Source organism: Buttiauxella sp. (assembly GCF_049686335.1).
Lineage (GTDB): Bacteria > Pseudomonadota > Gammaproteobacteria > Enterobacterales > Enterobacteriaceae > Buttiauxella.
The window spans coordinates 23506-45287 of sequence record NZ_JBAVHX010000017.1 but is presented as its reverse complement, the minus strand read 5'-3'; the positions used below and the strand labels follow the sequence as shown (position 1 = coordinate 45287).

The following is a 21782-nucleotide window of genomic DNA, read 5'->3' as shown; positions in this document are numbered from 1 at the left end:
CCAGGTGTTTGACGGCAGAGAGGAATTAGCTTACAAGGTGTACCGTTTCGAGAGGCTGGTTGCTCAAGACTTGTGACAGATAACCCTGATTTATGTATTTTCTTCTACATGAGAACGCTGGGGAATATAATCGGTTGCCAAACCACCTTGAGTATTGAGATAATTTTCAGTCTGACTCTCGCACTATCGCTTATGAGGTTTCAGTTCATGTCCCGCTGCACCTGGTTTTAACAGGGCGGGTTTATCATCAACGAATTGTCTTAGTAGTACCGAAAAAATGGCAGAGAAACGCAATATCTTTCTGGTTGGGCCTATGGGTGCCGGCAAAAGCACTATTGGGCGTCAGTTAGCTCAGCAACTCAATATGGAATTTTTCGATTCTGATCAAGAGATTGAGAAACGTACCGGAGCTGATGTGGGCTGGGTATTCGACGTTGAAGGCGAAGACGGCTTCCGCGATCGCGAAGAAAAAATCATCAACGAACTCACTGAAAAACAGGGCATTGTGCTGGCAACTGGCGGCGGCTCTGTGAAGTCTCGTGAGACCCGTAACCGTCTCTCCGCCCGTGGAGTTGTGGTGTATCTTGAAACCACAATCGAAAAACAGCTTGCTCGTACACAGCGTGATAAAAAGCGCCCACTGCTGCAAGTTGAGACTCCACCGCGTGAAGTTCTTGAAGCATTAGCTCAAGAGCGCAATCCTCTTTATGAAGAGATTGCTGATGTGACGATTCGCACCGACGACCAAAGTGCCAAAGTGGTTGCTAACCAGATTATTAATATGTTGGAAAGCAACTGATTCTGGCTTAATCGAAAAAAACGCCTGCGGGCTAAGCAACATCAAGGTGGACTTCGCGTTATGGAGAGGTTAACAGTCACTCTCGGGGAACGTAGTTACCCTATCACCATTGCTGCTGGGTTATTTAGTGACTCGGCATCTTTTGGGCCGCTGAAAGCTGGCGACCAAACGATGCTGGTGACCAATGAAACCCTGGCGCCGCTCTACCTGGATAAGGTGCGTGGCGTGCTTGAGCAAGCGGGCGTTAAAGTCGATTCCGTCATCCTTCCGGATGGCGAACAATTTAAAAGCCTCGCAGTATTAGACACTGTCTTTACCGCGTTGCTTGAAAAGCCACACGGTCGTGACACCACTCTCATCGCCCTTGGTGGCGGTGTCGTTGGTGACCTGACTGGCTTCGCTGCTGCGAGCTATCAACGCGGCGTGCGTTTTATTCAAGTTCCAACCACATTGCTTTCGCAAGTGGACTCTTCTGTTGGCGGAAAAACAGCCGTTAACCATCCTCTCGGTAAAAACATGATTGGTGCGTTCTACCAGCCAGCTTCGGTTGTGGTGGATCTCGACTGTCTGAATACGTTACCGGCGCGTGAGTTAGCATCTGGCCTGGCAGAAGTCATTAAGTACGGCATTATTCTCGATGGTGAATTCTTCGACTGGCTTGAGGAAAACCTGGATGCGTTGCTTGCGCTTGATGGCAAAGCGATGGCCTGGTGTATTCGTCGTTGTTGTGAGCTGAAAGCAGAAGTTGTTGCCGCTGACGAGCGCGAAAGTGGCTTACGTGCTTTACTGAATTTGGGTCACACCTTTGGTCACGCTATAGAAGCTGAAATGGGCTATGGCAACTGGTTGCACGGTGAAGCTGTTGCCGCAGGTATGGTAATGGCGGCACGTACAGCCCAACGTCTTGGAAACTTCAGTGAAGCCGATGTACAGCGAATCATTAAGCTGCTGCAACGTGCTGGGCTGCCAGTGACTGGGCCGAAAGAGATGCTTGCTGCCGCGTATATGCCCCACATGATGCGTGACAAGAAAGTTTTGGCTGGTGAGCTGCGTTTAGTGTTGCCATTGGCTATCGGGAAGAGTGAAATGCGTGGCGGAGTGCCACACGATGTCGTTATGTCCGCCATTGCTGATTGTCAGCAGGCTTAATTATTAGAAATTTCGGTCGCTGCAGTCAGGCGATTTTTAACTTCGGGTGATGTGCTGAGTTCGAATTACTGGCATAAGCCTTTTAGTGGGGTGTTAAATGGATGAGTTTAAACCGGAAGACGAGCTGAAACCCGATCCCAGCGATCGTCGTTCAGGTCGTACCCGTAGAGCTGATGAGCGCGACAGTGAGCCACAGATCAATGTCGATGATGTTGAATTAGACGCCGACGAGCCTCGTCCAGCGCGTTCCCGCCGTGCTCGTGATGAAGAAGAGTATGAAAGCGAAGACGATCTGCAGGTTGATGCAGATGAACGTCGCCCGGCGCGTGCTCGTAAAAAATCCGCTAAACAGAAAGTTCCGGTATCCCGCCAGCATCTGATGATGGGCATTGGTATCTTAGTCCTGCTGCTTTTAATCATTGGAATTGGTTCGGCGCTTAAAGCCCCATCTTCTGATACTGAAACAGCGAATAAGAATCCGTCTGCCGAGAAGAATATTGATCTGTCTGGTTCTGCTACCGATCAAACCAACGGTGCGCAACCACAACCTGGTTCCACATCTGCTGGAAATCAGACAGAAAATGCAGCTAACCCACAAGAAGTGACGCTTCCTGCGATCTCTTCAACTCCAACTGATGCGCAAACGCAGCCTGCACCTCAAGGCCAGCAGCGTGTTGAAGTTCCGGGTGATCTGAATAATGCACTGACTCAACAATCGGGTCAGATTGATAATGTGGTGAGCAATTCAACATTGCCAACAGCGCCTGCGACCGTTGCAGCCGTTGCGGGTAGCAATAGCTCAACGACTGCTCCACGTCCGGTTGCTAAGTCAGAGCCTGCGAAACAAGCGGCACCACGTCAAGAACGTAAAACTGCTGTGATTGAGCCGCAACACAAAGCTCAACCCGCTAAGCAACAGCCAGTAGCGAAAAGCACGGTAACCGCGGAACCAAAACCGGTCACGACGGCGAAACGTAGCGAACCTGTCACTGCACCAGCAGCAACGGCGACCGCACCGGCTAAAGCACCCGTTACCGCAGTGGCTCCTACAGCCACCACTCAAACTGCAGCAGCTCCAGCCCCGAAAGCAGCGGCAGCAGCCCCTGTGACCGCGGCCACTGGCGCAGTAGCAGGTGATGCCGGTGCAATCAAAGGCGCTCCAGGCAGCCATTACACCTTACAACTCAGCTCTTCTTCTAACTCAGCAAACTTGAATGCCTGGGCGAAGAAAGAGAATCTGCAACACTACATGGTCTACCAGACAGTGAGAAATGGTCAGCCTTGGTATGTGTTGGTTAGCGGTATCTACGCTAACAAAGATGAGGCAAAACGTGCTGTTGCAACATTGCCAGCTGATGTGCAGGCCAAGAACCCATGGGCAAAACCTATCCATCAGGTTCAGTCTGATCTGAAGTGATGAACAAGCGCAGCCGCTGTTGGAACCTTTCCACAGCTGGAAAAGGTGTAAATAGTTAGGCAGCATGAAAAAAAATCGCGCTTTTCTGAAATGGGCGGGGGGGAAATACCCCCTGCTCGAAGACATTAAAAAGTATCTGCCGAAAGGTGATTGTCTGATTGAGCCGTTTGTCGGTGCTGGCTCAGTCTTTCTGAATACTGATTACTCCCGTTATATCCTCGCAGATATCAATAGCGATCTGATTAACCTATACAACATCGTCAAAACCCGCACGGATGAGTACGTTGAGGAGTCCCGAAAACTCTTCACCGCTGCACAAAACGACGAACAAGCGTTCTATCTCAATCGAAGTGAATTTAATCTGTGCAAAGATGAGTTCCGTCGTGCACTGCTGTTTTTATATCTGAACCGCCATTGTTACAACGGCCTTTGTCGTTATAACCTACGTGGTGAATTCAACGTCCCGTTCGGCCGCTACATCAAACCCTACTTCCCTGAAGAAGAGTTGTATCATTTCGCCGAACGAGCACAAAATGCCACGTTCCTGTGCCAATCGTATGATGTCAGCATGGCGAATGTAGACGCGGGTTCGGTTGTCTATTGCGACCCGCCGTACGCGCCATTGTCTGCAACTGCTAATTTTACGGCGTATCACACTGATAGCTTTAATATGGTGCAGCAACAACATCTGGCGCAGTTAGCTGAAAACTTGCAAGGGAATCGCATCCCGGTTCTGATTTCTAACCATGATACCGAGCTCACCCGGTTGTGGTATCAGCAAGCCAAACTGCATGTGGTACAAGTGCGTCGTAGTATTAGCCGGAATGGCGGAAAACGTAACAAGGTGGACGAACTGCTGGCGCTCTACAAAGTCGGTGCCTAAGCTGTTTCGCCCGCAGACGTTAATGATTTGCTACTGGAGAAGCGGATGAAACAGTTTTTGATTGCCCCATCTATCCTCTCAGCCGATTTTGCCCGCCTGGGTGAAGACACGGCTGCGGTACTGGCAGCTGGTGCGGATGTCGTCCATTTTGATGTTATGGATAACCATTACGTCCCGAATCTCACCATCGGCCCGATGGTATTAAAAGCCCTGCGTGATTATGGAATTACCGCTCCCATTGATGTGCATCTGATGGTGAAACCCGTTGACCGTATTATTCCGGATTTCGCCGCTGCAGGTGCCAACATCATCACCTTCCATCCTGAAGCGTCAGAGCATGTTGATCGTTCCCTGCAACTGATTAAAGAACACGGCTGCAAAGCGGGGCTGGTGCTCAATCCGGCTACGTCGCTGAGTTGGCTTGATCATGTGATGGATAAGCTGGATGTGATTTTGCTGATGTCCGTAAACCCAGGGTTCGGCGGGCAATCTTTCATTCCTCACACGCTGGAAAAACTGCGTCAGGTGCGTGAGCGCATTGATGCTTCCGGTTATGACATCCGCCTGGAAGTTGACGGCGGCGTGAAGGTAGACAACATCGCTGAAATTGCTGCTGCAGGCGCTGATATGTTTGTAGCCGGTTCGGCGATTTTCAGTCAGCCGGATTACAAAACCGTAATTGACCGTATGCGAAGCGAGTTGGCAAAGGTAAGTCATGGATAAGTTAAATAAAATTCGCGGTATCGCCTTCGATTTAGACGGTACTCTGGTAGACACCGCACTGGGTCTGGCACAAGCAATGGATCAGACGCTTTATGCGCTGGAGCTGCCGACCGCGGGTGAAGATAAAGTTGAAAAGTGGATCGGCAATGGTGCAGATGTCCTGGTTAAGCGTGCGCTGACCTGGGCATTAAAAGGCGAAGAGCCGGAAGCCGACAAGTGTCGGATCGCGCGTAAACTGTTCGATACTTTCTATGCTGAAACGGCAGAAGAGGGCAGTTTCCTGTTCCCTGAAGTGGCGACCACATTGGCGGCTCTGAAGGAAAAAGGCCTGCCGATGGGGTTAGTGACCAACAAGCCGACGCCATTTGTGTTGCCGATGCTGGAAAAGTTAGGCATTGCGCATTACTTCAAAATCATTATTGGTGGCGACGATGTGGAAAATAAAAAACCGCATCCAGAAGCGCTGCACAAAGTGATGGAACAGTTGAATCTGAGTGCTGAAGAGCTGTTGTTTGTTGGGGATTCCCGCAATGATATTCTTGCGGCGCAGGCTGCTGGCTGTCCTTGCGTTGGTTTAACTTACGGTTATAACTACGGGGAATCCATCGAGCTCAGTAAGCCAGACTTTGTCTTTGACCATTTCAACGATTTACTGCCCGCGCTAGGGCTCTCTAACAAAGAACATCAGGAATCGAAACATGAGTAAGCCCATTGTCTTTAGTGGCGCACAGCCATCAGGTGAATTGACCATTGGTAACTACATGGGTGCGCTGCGTCAGTGGGTCCATATGCAAGATGACTACCACTGCATTTACTGCATCGTTGACCAGCACGCGATTACCGCGCGTCAGGATGCAGCACAACTGCGCAAACGCACACTCGACACACTGGCGCTGTATCTGGCTTGCGGTATCGACCCGGCGAAAAGTACCATCTTTGTACAGTCCCATGTGCCGGAACATGCACAGCTGGGCTGGGTGTTGAATTGCTACACCTATTTCGGCGAACTGAGCCGTATGACTCAGTTTAAAGACAAATCTTCCCGCTATTCCGAGAACATCAACGCCGGTCTGTTTGATTACCCGGTACTGATGGCGGCCGACATTCTGTTGTACCAGACTAACCTGGTGCCTGTCGGGGAAGACCAGAAACAGCATCTGGAATTGAGCCGCGATATTGCTTCACGTTTCAATGCGCTGTATGGCGATGTGTTCAAAGTGCCAGAGCCGTTTATCCCGAAATCTGGCGCACGCGTGATGTCTTTGCTTGAGCCGACCAAGAAAATGTCTAAATCAGACGATAACCGTAATAACGTTATCGGCCTGCTGGAAGACCCGAAAGCCGTTGTGAAGAAAATCAAACGTGCAGTTACTGACTCCGATGAGCCGCCTGTTGTGCGCTACGACACGGCCAACAAAGCAGGTGTCTCCAACATGCTGGATATTCTTTCCGGCGTGACGGGTAAATCCATCACTGAGCTTGAGCAGCACTTCGAAGGCAAAATGTATGGCCATCTGAAAGGTGAAGTGGCTGAAGCGGTATCAGGCATGCTGACCGAATTGCAGGAGCGCTTCCACCGTTTCCGTAATGACGAAGCCTATTTGCAGCAAGTGATGAAAGACGGTGCCGGGAAAGCGCGTGCACACGCCAGCGCTACGCTTAAGAAAGTCTATGAAGTCATTGGATTTGTTGCACATCCTTAATTTTTAACACCATCCTCACCCTAACCCTCTCCTTGAAGGAGAGGGGATTAATCGGTTTTCTCCCTCTCCTTGAAGGAGAAGGGACTGACCTGTTTTCTCGCTCTCCTTGAAGGAGTTGGGATTGACCGGTTTTCTCGCTCTCCTTGAAGGAGTTGGGACTGACCGGTTTTCTCCCTCTCCTTGATGGAGAAGGGATTGATCGGTTTTCTCCCTCTCCTGGGGGAGAGGGCCGGGGTGAGGGCGACCCTTCTCAACCATTCCTCCACTAAATATCTTTTGTGACGCCATTCTCTTTTTGCATATTTCACCTTTGCCATTTATATTCATTTTTATGAAGATATAACCATTCAATAAAATGAAGATTAATTATGAGCCGTAGCTTTATCAAAAAAGAAGGGGTTGCTCAGGCCAGTCTGGCGCGCTATCTGTTGGGCGAAAAACGTGGTAACCGACTGAAAACTATTGATGAGCTTGCGACGGAATGCCGGTTTTCCGTTGGGCTGATGCAAGCGGCCTTAAAAACTCTGGAGAAAGCGGGCGCGGTAACAGTTGAACGCCGTGGTCGTAACGGCAGCTATCTGGTCAGCATGGACAACAAAGCCTTATTGGCTTTTGCCGACATCGGCAATGTCGTGTGTGCGATGCCGCTGCCTTATACCCGGCTTTACGAAGGATTAGCCAGTGGCCTGAAAGCTCAGTTTGATGGCATTCCATTTTATTACGCACACATGCGCGGCTCGGATGTCCGTGTGGAATGTTTGTTAAACGGCGTTTACGACCTGGCGGTGGTTTCCCGCCTGGCTGCGCAAAGTTATCTTGATAATACCGACGTCTGTATGGCGCTGGAATTGGGTCCGCATACCTACGTTGGTGAACACAAGCTGATTTGTCGCGCCGGGAGTCCAGAAATTAAGCGTGTAGGCCTCGACCCGCGTTCAGCCGACCAGCGCATTATGACCGACATCTATTTTGCCGGTCTGCCGGTTGAGATCCTCGATGTGCCTTACCACGAGTGTCTTAACCGTATCGCTAAAGGTGAAATTGATGCCGTTATCTGGAACGTGGGTGGTGAGGCCGATTTGGAATTGCTCGGTCTGGTTGCACAACCCTTAAACGGTGACCCTCGTTATGTGCAGGCCTCCGAAGCCGTGGTCCTGACTCGCGCCGACGATGCGCCAATCCAGCAATTGCTGCGCACGGTGGTGAACAAAAATGCCCTGCTTGCCCATCAACAGAAGGTTTTATTGGGCGAGCAAGAGCCAAGCTATTAAGTATTTCATCAAGGGATAATACAGGATGGAAGAGCGGCTGAATCTGCTGTGCGATGCGGGGATTATCGACCGGGATATTTGTGATGGCATGTTAGGTGTCGTCGACCAGCTTGAAAATGTCTGGGCAATTCCGGTGCGAAATGAGCAGGGAGAAATGGCGATCACTCATATGGCCAACGCGCTGATGCGTAGCCGAAAAGGTGAGGAAATTGGCCCGCTTGATGACGAATTACTGGAAGAAATTGTCACATCTCAGGCTTATGCCGAACTGCTGCCGATTCATCAGGCGATGCTGGCCCCCTTTGATGTCACGCTTCATCCCAATGAAGAAGGCTATCTGCTGGCAAACCTGTTTAGCCTGTGGATGGTCAGCAAAGGCTAAAACCTTTTTTGCAGCAAACAGTTTCGATTTAAATATTCAAAAAAATGATTATTTAAAATTTTTGCAGCTTGGAGTCGAGAGGCAAGGGCATGTTTATTGAAGCACTCAAGGCACAAAATCCGGCGCTGATTGAGGCCGCAATCAAGTTATGGCGTCAGGGCGAAATTCTGCCGGATACCTGTGTAATCGACGTTGATCAGGTATTGGCAAATGGACGCCGCCTGCTGGAAACAGCGCAAAGTCATGGCATCACGCTCTATCTGATGACCAAACAAATCGGGCGTAACCCGTGGTTGGCAAAACGCCTGATTGAGCTGGGTTTTCACGGCGCGGTGGCTGTGGATTTCAAAGAAGCCCGTACGCTGCGCAATGCCAAAGTCCCTGTATCCCACGTCGGCCATTTGGTGCAGGTGCCGGGCAGTCTGGTCACTGAGAACGTTGCGGCTCCGACGGAGATGATCACCGTATTCTCGCTGGAGAAAGCACAAGAAGTCTCAAATTCGGCGCAGCGTCTTGGGCTTATCCAGCCCATCATGCTGAAAATCTTCGATGAAAAAGACAAACTTTATCCGGGCCAGGAAGCGGGATTTGCATTGTCCGAACTTGCGGAAATCGTCGCGGCCATCGGCAACATGCCCGGCGTGAAAATCTCCGGGCTGACCCATTTTCCTTGCCTGCTTTGGGATGACGAATTACGCAAAACGCTGCCAACGCAAAATCTGCAAACGCTGTTACAGGCTCGTGACCAGCTTCGCCGATTAGGTGTGGAAATCACTCAACTCAACGCGCCATCAGCCACAAGTTGCAGCACATTATCGCTACTTGCTGAATATGGCGTGACACATGCCGAACCGGGTCACGCGCTGACCGGCACCATTCCCGCGAACCAGTACGGCGACCAGCCAGAACGCATCGCGATGTTGTATCTCACCGAAATCTCTCATCAATTTCAGGGCAATAGTTACTGCTTTGGCGGTGGCTACTATCGTCGCGGTCATGCACAAAACGCCCTGGTTTATCCGGCAGAAAGCGGCGACGCCACGGCTGCCAGCGTCTTACCTATGGATGACAGCAGTATTGATTACCACATTGGGCTGGCGGGGAAATTCCCCCCTGGCGCTCCGGTGGTGATGTGTTTTCGCACTCAGGTTTTTGTCACGCGCAGCGACGTGGCACTGGTTTCTGGAATCAGCCGGGGAAAACCCGTCCTCGAAGCGCTGTATGACAGTCTCGGTAACCCCATTTCTGGAGGTCGATGTGAGTAAGTTTGTGGTGGTAGTCATCGACAGCTTTGGTGTGGGCGCAATGGAAGATGTGCCGCAAGTTCGACCCGAAGATATTGGTGCGAACACCTGCGGGCATATATTGCAGCACTTCCCACAACTGCGTTTACCGATGCTGGAAAAGCTCGGCCTGATGAATGCGCTGGGCTATAGCGAAGGAATTATGCGTCCTTCAACCGATGCGGCATACGGCACGGCGGCGCTACAACATGAAGGTGGCGATACGTTTATGGGCCACCAGGAAATACTCGGTACTCGCCCGCAAGCGCCGCTGCGTATGCCTTTCTCTGACGTTATCGACGAAGTGGAAAAGGCATTAAAAGCCGATTGTTGGGAAGTTGAGCGCATCGGTACTGGGCTGCAATTTTTGTGGGTGAACCAGGCGGTGGCGATTGGCGATAATCTTGAGGCCGACCTCGGCCAGGTGTTTAACATCAGCGCTAATTTAAACGCGATTTCATTTGATGAAGTGCGCGCCATTGGCAGCATCGTGCGCCACTGCGTGCAAGTCGGGCGGGTCATTGCTTTTGGCGGATTGCTGGAAAGTAGCCAGCAACTTCTGGATGCCGCCGAAGAAAAACAGGGCACTTATATTGGCATTAACGCGCCGCGCTCGGGCGTTTATCAGCAGGGGTTCCAGGTCGTGCATATGGGGTTTGGCGTGGATGCGAGCGTTCAGGTGCCGCAAAAGTTGCATGAAAACGGCGTCAAAACGGTGCTGGTCGGTAAGGTCGCTGATATCGCGATTAACCCACACGGCGTGAGTTATCAGAATCTTGTCGATACGCAGCAGATCCTCGATATCACGCTCGATGAGCTGCAAAAGCCCGGCGACGTGTTCATCTGTACCAACATTCAGGAAACCGATTTAGCCGGGCATGCCCAGGATGTTGCGCGTTATGCCGGGCGCCTGGAAGTGGTCGATAAAAATCTCGCCCGCTTGATGGAGGCGATGCTGCCTGGCGATTGCCTGGTGGTCATGGCCGATCACGGCAACGACCCGACTATCGGGCATAGCAAACACACGCGTGAAAACGTCCCGCTATTAGTCTGGCAACCAGGAATTTCACCTTCATACCTGGGTGCCAGAAAAACATTATCTGATGTCGGTGCGACCGTCTGCGAATTCTTCGCCGCCCGCGCACCACAAAACGGCACCTCATTCCTGTCACTGCTCAACACCACCCACACCGGAGGCAATCATGGCTGAACCGCTGCGAATTGACGCGTCGGGTTATACCTATGCTCACGAGCATCTGCATATCGACCTGTCGTCATTCAAAAACAACATTGATTGCCGTCTGGATCAATACGACCTGATTTGCGGGGAAATGAAAACGCTTTACGGACTAGGCGTGCGCAACATCATTGAGATGACCAACCGATATATGGGGCGTAACCCGCAATTTATGCTCGATATTATGCGTGATAGCGGCATGAACGTGGTGGCCTGCACCGGTTATTACCAGCATGATTTCTTCCCGGCTCACGTCGCGACAACCCCTGTCGAAAAACTGGCGCAGGAAATGATCGATGAAATCGAAATCGGCATTGATGGCACGGAACTTAAAGCCGGAATCATCGCGGAAATCGGCTCGAGCGTAGATGTGATTACGCCAGACGAAGCAAAAGTTTTTGCCGCTGCCGCTTTAGCGCATCGTGAAACCGGGTGTGCAATCTCAACGCACACCTCTTTTAGCACCATGGGACTGGAACAACTGGCGCTGCTGAAAAGCCACGGCGTTGATCTTTCTCGCGTGGTGGTCGGTCATTGCGACCTGAAAGACAACCTCGACAACATTCTGCGCATGATTGAACAGGGCGCTTATGTGCAATTCGATACCATCGGCAAAAACAATTACTACCCGGATGCAAAACGCGTGGCGATGCTGCAAGAAATCGCCCGCCGCGGCCTGCTCGACCACGTCATGCTCTCCATGGATATTACCCGCCGCTCGCATCTTAAAGCTAACGGCGGCCTCGGTTTTGATTATTTGCTGACAACGTTCGTGCCTTTGTTGCAGGAGGCTGGTTTCTCTCAGGCCGACGTTGATTTGATGTTACGTGACAACCCCTCTGTGTTCTTTAAATAAGGATTTCCCATGAAAAAGATCGGTGTTGCTGGCTTACAGCGCGAACTTATTAAAAAAACTATCGAAACGTCTGCACCTGACTGCTTTGAAGTGTTTATTTACAACGATATGGAAGCGGCCATGAAAGTGAAATCGGGCCAGCTTGATTACTATATCGGTGCCTGTAATACCGGTGCGGGAGCCGCGTTGTCGATTGCTATCGCCGTGATTGGTTACAACAAAAGCGGCACCATCGCCAAACCAGGCATTAAGGCAAAAGAAGAGCAGGTTGCCAAAATGGTGGCGGATGGAAAAGTGGCTTTTGGCCTGTCGGTTGAGCATATCGAACATGCGATCCCGATGCTTATCGCTCACTTAAAATAAAGGCCGCACTATGGATTTCTACATTCAAATCGTTGTGGTGGCTTGTCTGACCGGGATGACGGCTCTGCTGGCGCATAAGTCAGCGGCGGTGTTCCACGACGGCATTCGGCCAATTTTGCCTCAGCTTATCGAAGGCAATATGAATCGCCGCGAGGCGGGCAGTATCGCCTTTGGCCTGAGTATTGGTTTTGTGGCCTCGGTCGGAATCTCGTTCACCCTGAAAACCGGTTTGCTGAACGCATGGTTGTTATTCCTGCCAACGGATATCCTCGGTGTTTTAGCGGCAAACAGCCTGCTGGCGTTTGGTTTGGGGGCGGTGTGGGGCGTCTTGATCCTGACGTGCCTGATCCCGGTAAACCATTTGCTGACGGCGCTTCCGGTTGATGTTTTGGGTTCACTCGGCGAGTTAAGCTCCCCTGTGGTTTCTGCATTTGCCCTGTTCCCGCTAGTCGCTATTTTCTATCAGTTTGGCTGGAAGAACAGCCTGTTCGCGGCCTTTGTGGTGTTGATGACGCGTGTGTTAATAGTGCGTTTCTTCCCGCATCTCAACCCTGAATCTATCGAGATTTTCGTCGGCATGGTGATGCTGCTGGGGATCGCGATTGTGCAGGATCACCGTACCCGCGATGCACGAGAGCACGATGACGGCGGCTTGTCGGTATTTGAGGAGCGAACGTCACGTATTATCAAACACCTGCCGTATATCGCTGTGGTAGGTGGTTTGATTGCGGTCGTTGCGAGCATGAAGATCTTCGCCGGTTCAGAAGTCTCGATCTTTACCCTCGAGAAGGCGTATTCCGCGGGCATCACGCCTGAACAATCACAGACGCTGGTTCATCAGGCGGCGCTTGCGGAGTTTATGCGCGGGCTGGGGTTTGTGCCGTTGATTGCCACCACGGCGTTGGCGACGGGCGTGTACGCCGTGGCGGGGTTCACCTTTGTTTACGCCGCCGGATATTTGATTGCTAACCCGCTCCTGGCATTTGCCGTCGGTGCGGTGGTGATTTCCGTGGAAGTGCTGCTGCTACGTTCGATCGGTAAATGGCTGGGGCGTTATCCGTCAGTGCGTAATGCGTCGGACAACATTCGTAACGCAATGAATATGCTGATGGAAATGGCGCTACTGGTCGGCTCTATTTTTGCGGCTATCAAAATGGCGGGCTATACCGGCTTCACCATCGCGGCAGCGATTTACTTCCTCAACGAATCGTTGGGCCGCCCGGTTCAGAAAATGGCGTCGCCAGTCGTTGCGGTTCTGATTACCGGTATCTTGCTCAATATCCTCTATTACTGCGGCCTGTTTATTCCGGCCTGATTTCTCTCTTTGCCCGCCGGCTTAAACGGCGGTGGGCTTCACGGAGTGCGTAACTTGAAAACCTGGCCTTTGCAAAGCCTGACGATGGAACAGGCGCAGTCTAAGCAATTTCAACTGGTAGATATTATTTGCCGCCATTTTCCCGGCAGTGATTTTCTTAACTCGGGCGATCTGGGATTAGTGCCTGGTCTGAATCAGCCGCAGATGACAATGCGTGTTGAAGCGGTTCTGGCGGATTTCTTTGGTGCACCCGCCGCAGTACTGGTGCAAGGTGCCGGAACCGGAGCGATCCGTAGTGGGTTAGCGGCTTTATTAAAAGCCGGAGAGAAACTGCTTATCCATGATGCGCCCCTTTATCCGACCACGGCCGTGATAGCCGGACAGATGGGGCTAGCATTGATTCGCGCCGATTTTAATCAGCCTGATGAAGTGAGCAAGGCGATTGAATTACACCGCCCGCAGGCGGCGCTAATCCAGCATACGCGGCAGAAAATGGATGATTCGTATGATTTGCAGGAGGTCATCGGTTGTTTTAACCAGCACGGTTTACCGTCGCTGACTGACGATAACTATGCGGTGATGAAAGTGGAGAGTATTGGTTCTGAATGTGGGGCCACATTGTCGACTTTCTCCTGTTTCAAACTCTTTGGCCCACCGGGAATTGGGGTGGTTGTGGGTAATGAAAAAGCCGTGAATGCGGTGCGCCAGAGTATGTATTCAGGCGGTAGCCAGGTGCAGGGTTTCCAGGCTATGGAGGCATTACGCGGGCTGGTATTTGCGCCGGTGATGCATGCTGTTCAGGCTCAGGTTAATGACAGCCTTGTGGAACAGCTCAATGCGGGGAGTATTCCCTCGGTTAAACATGCGTTTATCGCGAATGCGCAATCTAAGGTATTGCTGGTGGAGTTTCATCAGCCCATTGCTGAACAGGTTCTGGCGAAGGCTCAACTGCTTGGGGCGTTACCGTATCCGGTTGGCGCTGAATCAAAATACGAAATCCCGCCACTTTTTTACCGGGTGTCAGGTACTTTCCGCCAGTCTGACCCGACGCTCGAACAGCGTATGATTCGTATTAATCCAAACCGTAGTGGTGCCGAAACCGTGTTGAGAATATTGCGTGAAAGTTGTGAAGGATTATAAAACAACACCCTCATTAGAGGGTGTTGTTATTTAAACTAGCATTTTATTTTGATTCATCCGCAGGACCGCAGCCGCCGATAATTCTTGAGATAGAAATTGCAGGGTGAAGAAGATAATCATAACCGCAGTTTTTACTTTTATTTTCAATGTGGCCGCTACAGGCGGTCAGTGTTGAGACAACGGCGAACAATGCGGTAATTTTTACAAGCTTAATCATTGATATTCCCTATCATTATTGAATTGGACATATTTCTTATATAAAAAAGGCTACTCAGTATATGAGAAGCCTTTATTATTACTAAGTCCGTAATCAGACAGAAAATCAGCGAAATTAATCTTGCTTATTAGTGATTGGAGAACCAGTTTAATTTGTCACGTAATGCTACGACTCTGCCAACAATAATAAGGGCAGGGCTTTCAACCTGGGTTGATAACTCACCGAGCTCACTTAATACGCCGCTAACGACGCGTTGTTTCACCGCGGTGCCGTTTTCCACTAGCGCGACAGACATATCCGCTGACATGCCGTGCTCAATCAGTTTTTCCTGAATCGCTGGGGCCTGGTTCAGACCCATATAGAATACGAGCGTCTGTTTTTCAGCGGCCAGATTTGCCCAGTCCAACTCGCCACCGGTTTTCAAATGGCCCGTAACCAGACGGACACTTTGCGCGTAATCGCGGTGCGTTAACGGAATGCCTGAATACGCAGAGCAGCCGGACGCCGCAGTAATACCCGGCACCACAGAGAATGGAATACCGCCTTCGCACAGGGTTTCTAACTCTTCCCCGCCACGTCCAAAGATAAACGGATCGCCACCTTTCAGACGTACAACGCGTTTACCGCTTTGCGCTTCACGCAGTAAAATCTGGTTAATCTCTTCTTGTGGGACACAGTGATAACCCGCGCGTTTCCCTACGAATACACGATCAGCATCGCGACGAACCAGGTTCATGATGTCGTCGGAAACCAGGCGGTCATACACCACAACATCAGCCTGCTGGATTTGCTGTAACCCTTTTAACGTCAGTAATCCGGCATCCCCTGGGCCTGCGCCGACCAGGACTACTTCACCACGGTGATCCAATGGTGTCGCAAACATCGACTCTGTTTCTTTGTCGATGGCTAACCGATCTTCGTTGGCCAGATATTGCGCCAGACGGTCATTGGTAAAGAACTTCTCCCAGAAACGACGGCGCTCGCCCATCGTTTTGAAATTCGCTTTAACCTTACCGCGCAACGTCCCGGCATAAGCGGCGATTTTACCCAGATGCAGCGGCAGAATAGCTTCAAGTTTTTCACGTAACAGGCGGGCAAGAACGGGAGAGGTGCCACCGGACGAAACCGCAACCATCAGCGGTGAACGGTCAATGATCGATGGCATGATGAAACTGGCTTGTTTGGGTGCATCAACGACGTTACAGAAAATACGCCGGGATTCGCAGGTGTCACTGACTTGTTGATTCACGGTGTCGTCGTCTGTCGCGGCGATGGCTAGCCAGCACTCATCGAGCAACGCGGGGAGGAATTCACCCTGAACCAGGGTAATCATGCCCTGTTCAGCCCACACCTGAAATTGGGGGGAGAAGTCCAGGGCATTTACAGTGACCTTTGCACCTGCCTCCATCAACAAACGTGCTTTACGTTCTGCAACATCGCCGCCACCTACGAGTAGGCAGGCGCGACCTTGCAATTGACAAAATATAGGCAGGTGATCCACGGTCAATCCTCAATAAAATTAGTTACGTGCTGTCTCCGGCGCGGCGATAGGCTCAGGCTGTGGACGCTCCGCTTTCGGCGTAGCATACCAATAACCCAGACCCATGAATACTACACCAGAAAGGGTATTCCCAAGCGTTACCCACAGCAGGTTGTGACCGATACCGGCCATGGTATAAGCATCACTGTGATGGCCAAACCAGGACAGTGCAAACAGTGTCATATTGGCGATGGAGTGTTCGTAGCCGGAAGCGATAAAGGCCAGCAGGCACCACCAGATAGCGATGAATTTCGCCGCACCTTCGGTGCGCACTGCCATCCAGATTGCAAGGCAAACCAACCAGTTACACAACGCACCTTTAAAGAACAGCACCATAGCCGGAGCAGTGGTTTTAGCAAGTGCAGCAGTGTGAACAAGGCTGGTATCTAATGGCAGCAGGCTACCGCCACCCCATTTGTAGAGCAGGGCCACGAACACAGAACCAATCAAGTTACCTAACCAGGTCTTCGGTAAAATGCCCCACATCTGACCGTGGGTGATGGTGCCTGCTTTCACACCAAACGTCAGGAACATCGTGTGTCCGGTGAATAATTCAGAGCCGGCAATGATGACCAGTGTCAGGGCGATCCCGAAGGTCGCTCCCATAACCAGTGGACGCAGTGCAGGCTCAACCATATTGCCGAGAGTGAATATCAGGATGATCCCAAGACCCACATAAGCCCCCGCCATTGCAGAGCTAATCCAAAAACCGAGCGGGTTGTTTTTCGACAATCGGGCAATGCGCGCGGCATTCGCCGCACATTTGTTAATGGTATCGGTGAACATTTTTGTTATCCCAACAAATTGAAAGAAAAAGAGAATCTAAGAAATCGTAGGGTGGAAAAGCGTAGCGTCTTCCACCGTCTGGAAATGGCGGATGACGCGCTGCTTATCCGCCCTACGATGAAGCCTCAAGGGCTTGTTTTAAGCTTTAATCTGAACCTGGCCGTCTTGCACACGCGCTTTATAGTGCGCGATAGAGCGGCTCTCATCTTCCATGCACAATCCGTCTCGCAGTCTGAAACGCTGCTTTTTCAACGGGCTGGCAACCCAAAGTTCGTTCTGGTGTTCGGCAATCAACCCGCGAGACAGCACGCTGGCTTCAAAGAACGGGTCGATGTTGCTCAGAGCGAAAACCTGATCGTCATTACGTGGGCGGAAAATGGCGACCTGCTGATTACCCACCAGTGCGCAAACACCGGTAGCAGGCAGGATGTCGTTTAACTGGCAAACGGTAGTCCACTGGCTCATACATTTTCCTCCACTTCTTCTACCAGGGTGACCGGGATACGCTCGTATGGCGTCGCCGGACGGTGTTGCTCACGCTCAGGGACGATTTGTACATTCGGATCGCGCACCGGGCTGTTGATGAAGTGCCTGAAGCGAACCTGAGCTTCCGGGGTATTGACGGTTTCAGTCCACTCGCAAATCACTTTCTCGCGCAGACGCTCAAGCTCCGCTTCGAGCTGATCGTTCAGGCCCAGTTTGTCTTCGATGATGACTTTTTTCAGATACTCGATACCGCCTTCCAGGCTATCAAGCCACGGCGCGGTACGCGTCAGTTTGTCCGCGGTACGGATGTAGAACATCATGAAACGGTCGAGGTATTTGATAAGCGTTTCGCGGTCTAAATCTGCGGCCAGTAAATCGGCGTGGCGAGGTTTCATGCCGCCGTTACCGCACACATACAGGTTCCAGCCTTTTTCGGTAGCGATAATGCCGACGTCTTTACCCTGCGCTTCAGCACATTCACGAGTACAGCCGGATACGCCGAATTTCATTTTGTGCGGGGTGCGGATGCCTTTGTAACGGTTTTCCAGCTCAACGCCGAAGCCGACACTGTCGCCAACGCCGTAACGGCACCAGGTGCTACCCACGCAGGTTTTCGCCATACGCAGTGCTTTCGCATAGGCGTGGCCAGTTTCAAAACCGGCTTCAATCAACTGACGCCAGATTTCGGGTAAATCATCTTTCTGCGCACCAAACAGGCCGATACGCTGGGAGCCGGTAATTTTGGTGTAGAGATTAAATTCACGGGCGATACGACCGACTTCCATCAGGCCTTCTGGGGTAATTTCTCCGCCCGCAGAACGTGGAATGACAGAGTAAGTGCCGTCTTTCTGAATGTTGCCAAGGAAGTTATCGTTAGTGTCCTGCAGCGGCGTATGCTGCGGTGCCAGCACGTAATCATTCCAGCAAGAAGCCAGCAGAGAACCGACGGTTGGTTTACACACTTCACAGCCATAACCTTTGCCGTATTTTTCCAGCAGCTCGTCGAAGGATTTAATCCCTTCAACGCGGATCAGGTGGTACAGCTCCTGACGAGAAAACGCGAAGTGTTCACACAGGTTGTGGTTAACTTCGATGCCTTGCTTGCTCAGTTCGGCATTCAAAACCTGAGTAATCAAAGGAATACAGCCGCCGCAGCCGGTGCCTGCTTTGGTTTCTGCTTTCAGCGCGGCAACGGTATGACAACCTTTGTTGATAGCTTTAATCAGATGACCTTTGGTGACATCGAAGCAGGAACAGATTTGCGCGCTGTCTGGCAGTTTATCGACACCAATCGCGGGTTTACCCGAACTTGCGTGGGCAGGAAGAATCAACGCATCTGGGTTTTCCGGCAGTTCGATGGCATTCAGAACCAGTTGCAGCAAGTTGCCGTAATCGCTGGTATCGCCGACCAGAACCGCGCCGAGCAGAGTTTTGTTGTCAGCGCTAACAATCAGACGCTTATAAACTTCTTTGCTTTCGTCGAGATAAACATAGCTGCGGCAATCTGGGGTGCGACCATGCGCATCACCAATCCCGCCAACATCCACACCGAGCAATTTCAGCTTGGCGCTCATATCCGCGCCTTCGAACGCGTTTTCTGTGCCGAGCAGGTGGTCAGCCGTGACCTGCGCCATTTTGTAGCCAGGAGCGACCAGGCCGAATGTGCGGTTGTTCCAGCTGGCGCATTCGCCGATAGCGTAGATGTCTGGATCAGAAGTCTGGCAGCTATCATTAACCGCGATACCGCCGCGTTGCCCTGTTGCCAGGCCGCATTGTGTTGCCAGCTTATCGCGTGGACGGATACCGGTGGAGAAGACGATAAAGTCCACTTCCAGGTCTGTGCCGTCAGCAAAACGCATGGTCTTACGCGCTTGCGTCCCTTCCTGCACGATTTCCTGGGTATTTTTGCTGGTATGAACGCGAACGCCCATGCTCTCAATCTTGTTGCGCAGCTGCTCGCCGCCCATACGGTCAAGCTGTTCGGCCATCAGCATCGGTGCGAATTCAATTACGTGAGTTTCGACGCCGAGGTTTTTCAGCGCGCCTGCTGCTTCAAGGCCCAGCAAACCACCACCGACCACGGCTCCGCGTTTACTACGACGGGCGCACGCTTCAATGGCGTTTAAATCTTCGATGGTGCGGTAGACGAAACAGTCTTGCGTTTCGGAACCTTTAATCGGTGGGATCCACGGATATGAACCGGTCGCCATCACTAATTTGTCGTAATACACGGTACGACCGGTATTCGAGTGGATGACTTTTTCCTGGCGGTTGATGGTGATGGCACGTTCGCCAACCAGCACATTTACACCATGTTTTTCGTAGAAGCCGTCACGAACCAACGACAACTCTTCAGCGGTATGATGAGAAAAATAGGAAGAGAGGTGGACGCGATCGTAGGCTTTACGCGGCTCTTCACAAAAAACAGTAATGTCGAATTGGCCTGGCTGGGCTTTATCAAGTAGGTCTTCGATAAAGCGATGGCCAACCATGCCATTACCGATGATTGCGATTTTGACTTTGCTCATAATTGCCTCAATTTCTTTTCTATTACTGCCTACCTTAACGATTCAGCAATGGCGATTATTGATACAAATCAAATACACCTTTATATACCTCTTAATGGGTATATGTTTGATTTTAGTGAGTTTTTCTAAGTTGTGGAAATGTCTGGCTATTCAGGAGGAGACAATAAATGTCCTCATTTTGATGGCTGTGCTATGAAGTAGAGGCGGTTAATCAAGAAGAGGTGGATATGAGCAACAAAGCACTGGAGTTAATTCAAAATGTGCGTCTGGTTGGGTGCGAAGGTTTATGGCAATTAACCATTGAAAACGGACGCATCCAGGCAATCAAGCCGATGAGTGAAACGCCGCCTGCGAGCCAGCAGATCCTTGATGGGCAAGGCGGGCTGGCAATCCCCCCCTTTATTGAGCCACACATCCACCTTGATACCACGCAGACGGCAGGGCAACCCAACTGGAATCAATCTGGCACGCTGTTCGAAGGTATTGAGCGCTGGGCGGAACGCAAAGCGTTGCTGACGCATGAAGATGTGAAGCAACGCGCGTGGCAAACCCTGAAATGGCAAATTGCTAACGGCATTCAGTATGTGCGCACCCATGTTGACGTCTCTGACCCTACGCTTACGGCGCTAAAAGCGATGCTCGAAGTGAAAAAAGAAGCCGCGCCGTGGATTGAGGTGCAGATTGTTGCCTTTCCCCAGGAAGGGATCCTGTCGTATCCCAACGGCGAAGCGCTGCTTGAAGAGGCATTACGCCTTGGTGCAGATGTGGTGGGGGCTATCCCGCATTTTGAATTTACTCGCGAATACGGCGTTGAGTCATTGCATAAGGCTTTTGCGCTGGCGCAAAAGTACGATCGCCCGCTGGATATTCACTGCGATGAAATTGACGATGAGCAATCGCGTTTTGTCGAAACGGTCGCAGCCCTTGCGCTGCGAGATGGCATCGGAGCGCGTGTTACCGCCAGCCATACCACGGCGATGCACTCTTACAATGGCGCTTACACCTCACGCTTATTCCGTTTGCTGAAGCTTTCCGGGATTAACTTTGTCGCCAATCCCCTGGTGAATATCCATCTGCAGGGACGTTTTGATGATTACCCGAAACGTCGTGGTATTACGCGTGTGAAGGAGCTGCTCGGGGCGGGTATTAACGTCTGTTTCGGCCATGATGATGTGTTCGATCCCTGGTATCCGCTGGGCACCGCCAATATGCTTCAGGTGCTGCATATGGGGCTGCATGTTTGCCAGATGATGGGGTATCAGCAAATAGATGAAGGGTTAAAGCTGATTACCGGAAATAGTGCGCGCACGTTCGGTGTGCAGGATTACGGCATTGCTGAGGGAAATACGGCGAATCTGATTATTCTTCCGGCGCAAAGTGGTTTTGATGCGGTGCGTCGGCAGGTGCCAGTGCGTTGGTCGGTGCGGGCAGGAAGAGTGATTGCGATGACACAGTTGCCACAAACGTGGGTGATGCTGGACGAAGCCGAGGAGATAACGTTTCGCGGGTGAAAAGTGGTGGATGACGCTGGCGCTTATCCACCCTACAAAACCGCTTAGGTCGGATGACGCTGGCGCTTATCCACCCTACAAAACCGTCCAGGTCGGATGACGCTGGCGTTTATCCACCCTACAAAACCGCGTAGGTCGGATGACGCTGGCGCTTATCCACCCTACAAAACCGCCCTGGTCGGATGACGCTGGC

Annotated in this window: 22 protein-coding genes; 16 read left to right on the top strand and 6 right to left on the bottom strand. The window is 51.5% G+C overall.

Annotated features, from left to right (window positions below; genetic code table 11):
• The first annotated feature begins 277 nt into the window (after positions 1-277).
• The 7 genes from aroK to trpS all read left to right on the top strand — a co-directional run bounded on the left by aroK (position 278) and on the right by trpS (position 6674).
• On the top strand, positions 278-799 hold the full coding sequence (gene aroK, locus WBL83_RS13505) for a shikimate kinase AroK (protein WP_034460280.1): 522 nt from the start codon (positions 278-280) through the stop codon (positions 797-799).
• A 60-nt stretch (positions 800-859) separates the two neighbouring features.
• The gene (gene aroB, locus WBL83_RS13500; protein WP_424589631.1) at positions 860-1948 is read left to right on the top strand and encodes a 3-dehydroquinate synthase; all 1089 of its coding nucleotides are present in this window, start codon (positions 860-862) and stop codon (positions 1946-1948) included.
• 97 nt (positions 1949-2045) lie between these two features.
• Positions 2046-3365, top strand: a complete 1320-nt coding sequence (damX, locus tag WBL83_RS13495) for a cell division protein DamX (protein ID WP_424589630.1) — start codon at positions 2046-2048, stop codon at positions 3363-3365.
• A gap of 64 nt (positions 3366-3429) precedes the next feature.
• Entirely contained in the window at positions 3430-4248 is an 819-nt protein-coding gene (gene dam, locus WBL83_RS13490) for an adenine-specific DNA-methyltransferase (protein ID WP_424589629.1), read from the top strand.
• A 45-nt stretch (positions 4249-4293) separates the two neighbouring features.
• A complete protein-coding gene (gene rpe / locus WBL83_RS13485) occupies positions 4294-4971 on the top strand; it encodes a ribulose-phosphate 3-epimerase (protein WP_424589628.1) in 678 nt (225 codons plus the stop codon).
• The gene (locus WBL83_RS13480; RefSeq protein ID WP_424589627.1) at positions 4964-5677 is read left to right on the top strand and encodes a phosphoglycolate phosphatase; all 714 of its coding nucleotides are present in this window, start codon (positions 4964-4966) and stop codon (positions 5675-5677) included. The genes rpe and WBL83_RS13480 overlap by 8 nt, the downstream gene beginning before the upstream one ends.
• Entirely contained in the window at positions 5670-6674 is a 1005-nt protein-coding gene (gene trpS, locus WBL83_RS13475; RefSeq protein WP_424589626.1) for a tryptophan--tRNA ligase, read from the top strand. Before WBL83_RS13480 ends, trpS begins: the two co-directional genes overlap by 8 nt.
• 47 nt (positions 6675-6721) lie before the next feature.
• Here the strand turns inward: trpS and WBL83_RS13470 are convergent, their stop codons facing one another.
• Positions 6722-6991 (bottom strand): hypothetical protein, encoded by a 270-nt coding sequence (locus WBL83_RS13470; RefSeq protein ID WP_424589625.1) that lies wholly within the window; start codon positions 6989-6991, stop codon positions 6722-6724.
• A 51-nt stretch (positions 6992-7042) separates the two neighbouring features.
• On the opposite strand from WBL83_RS13470, the gene yhfZ reads away from it, so the two are divergent.
• The 8 genes from yhfZ (at position 7043) to WBL83_RS13430 (ending at position 14521) form a co-directional block, all read left to right on the top strand.
• Entirely contained in the window at positions 7043-7945 is a 903-nt protein-coding gene (gene yhfZ, locus WBL83_RS13465) for a GntR family transcriptional regulator YhfZ (RefSeq protein WP_424589624.1), read from the top strand.
• A gap of 25 nt (positions 7946-7970) precedes the next feature.
• A complete protein-coding gene (locus tag WBL83_RS13460) occupies positions 7971-8327 on the top strand; it encodes a PRD domain-containing protein (protein ID WP_424589623.1) in 357 nt (118 codons plus the stop codon).
• An 89-nt stretch (positions 8328-8416) separates the two neighbouring features.
• Positions 8417-9592 (top strand): YhfX family PLP-dependent enzyme, encoded by a 1176-nt coding sequence (locus WBL83_RS13455; RefSeq protein WP_424589622.1) that lies wholly within the window; start codon positions 8417-8419, stop codon positions 9590-9592.
• Entirely contained in the window at positions 9585-10820 is a 1236-nt protein-coding gene (locus tag WBL83_RS13450) for a phosphopentomutase (protein WP_424589621.1), read from the top strand. The genes WBL83_RS13455 and WBL83_RS13450 overlap by 8 nt, the downstream gene beginning before the upstream one ends.
• Positions 10813-11703, top strand: a complete 891-nt coding sequence (locus WBL83_RS13445) for a phosphotriesterase-related protein (protein WP_424589620.1) — start codon at positions 10813-10815, stop codon at positions 11701-11703. The genes WBL83_RS13450 and WBL83_RS13445 overlap by 8 nt, the downstream gene beginning before the upstream one ends.
• Before the next feature lie 9 nt (positions 11704-11712).
• On the top strand, positions 11713-12066 hold the full coding sequence (locus WBL83_RS13440; protein ID WP_424589619.1) for a DUF2620 domain-containing protein: 354 nt from the start codon (positions 11713-11715) through the stop codon (positions 12064-12066).
• Between the two features lie 10 nt (positions 12067-12076).
• The gene (locus WBL83_RS13435; protein WP_424589618.1) at positions 12077-13381 is read left to right on the top strand and encodes a YhfT family protein; all 1305 of its coding nucleotides are present in this window, start codon (positions 12077-12079) and stop codon (positions 13379-13381) included.
• Positions 13382-13435: 54 nt separating this feature from the next.
• A complete protein-coding gene (locus tag WBL83_RS13430; protein WP_424589617.1) occupies positions 13436-14521 on the top strand; it encodes an aminotransferase class V-fold PLP-dependent enzyme in 1086 nt (361 codons plus the stop codon).
• Between the two features lie 43 nt (positions 14522-14564).
• Here the strand turns inward: WBL83_RS13430 and WBL83_RS13425 are convergent, their stop codons facing one another.
• The 5 genes from WBL83_RS13425 to nirB all read right to left on the bottom strand — a co-directional run bounded on the left by WBL83_RS13425 (position 14565) and on the right by nirB (position 20078).
• Positions 14565-14738 carry a YhfL family protein gene (locus WBL83_RS13425; protein WP_424589616.1) on the bottom strand — a complete coding sequence of 58 codons (174 nt, stop codon included), beginning with the start codon at positions 14736-14738 and terminating at the stop codon, positions 14565-14567.
• Positions 14739-14865: 127 nt separating this feature from the next.
• On the bottom strand, positions 14866-16239 hold the full coding sequence (gene cysG / locus WBL83_RS13420) for a siroheme synthase CysG (protein ID WP_424589615.1): 1374 nt from the start codon (positions 16237-16239) through the stop codon (positions 14866-14868).
• Between the two features lie 18 nt (positions 16240-16257).
• Entirely contained in the window at positions 16258-17064 is an 807-nt protein-coding gene (gene nirC, locus WBL83_RS13415; protein WP_424589614.1) for a nitrite transporter NirC, read from the bottom strand.
• Between the two features lie 138 nt (positions 17065-17202).
• Entirely contained in the window at positions 17203-17529 is a 327-nt protein-coding gene (gene nirD / locus WBL83_RS13410; RefSeq protein ID WP_424589613.1) for a nitrite reductase small subunit NirD, read from the bottom strand.
• Positions 17526-20078: a nitrite reductase large subunit NirB gene (nirB, locus tag WBL83_RS13405; RefSeq protein ID WP_424589612.1), complete on the bottom strand. Its 2553-nt coding sequence runs from the start codon at positions 20076-20078 to the stop codon at positions 17526-17528. The genes nirD and nirB overlap by 4 nt, the downstream gene beginning before the upstream one ends.
• 227 nt (positions 20079-20305) lie before the next feature.
• Between nirB and WBL83_RS13400 the strand changes: the two genes are divergently transcribed.
• Entirely contained in the window at positions 20306-21589 is a 1284-nt protein-coding gene (locus WBL83_RS13400) for a cytosine deaminase (RefSeq protein ID WP_424589611.1), read from the top strand.
• The last annotated feature ends 193 nt before the right edge of the window (positions 21590-21782 follow it).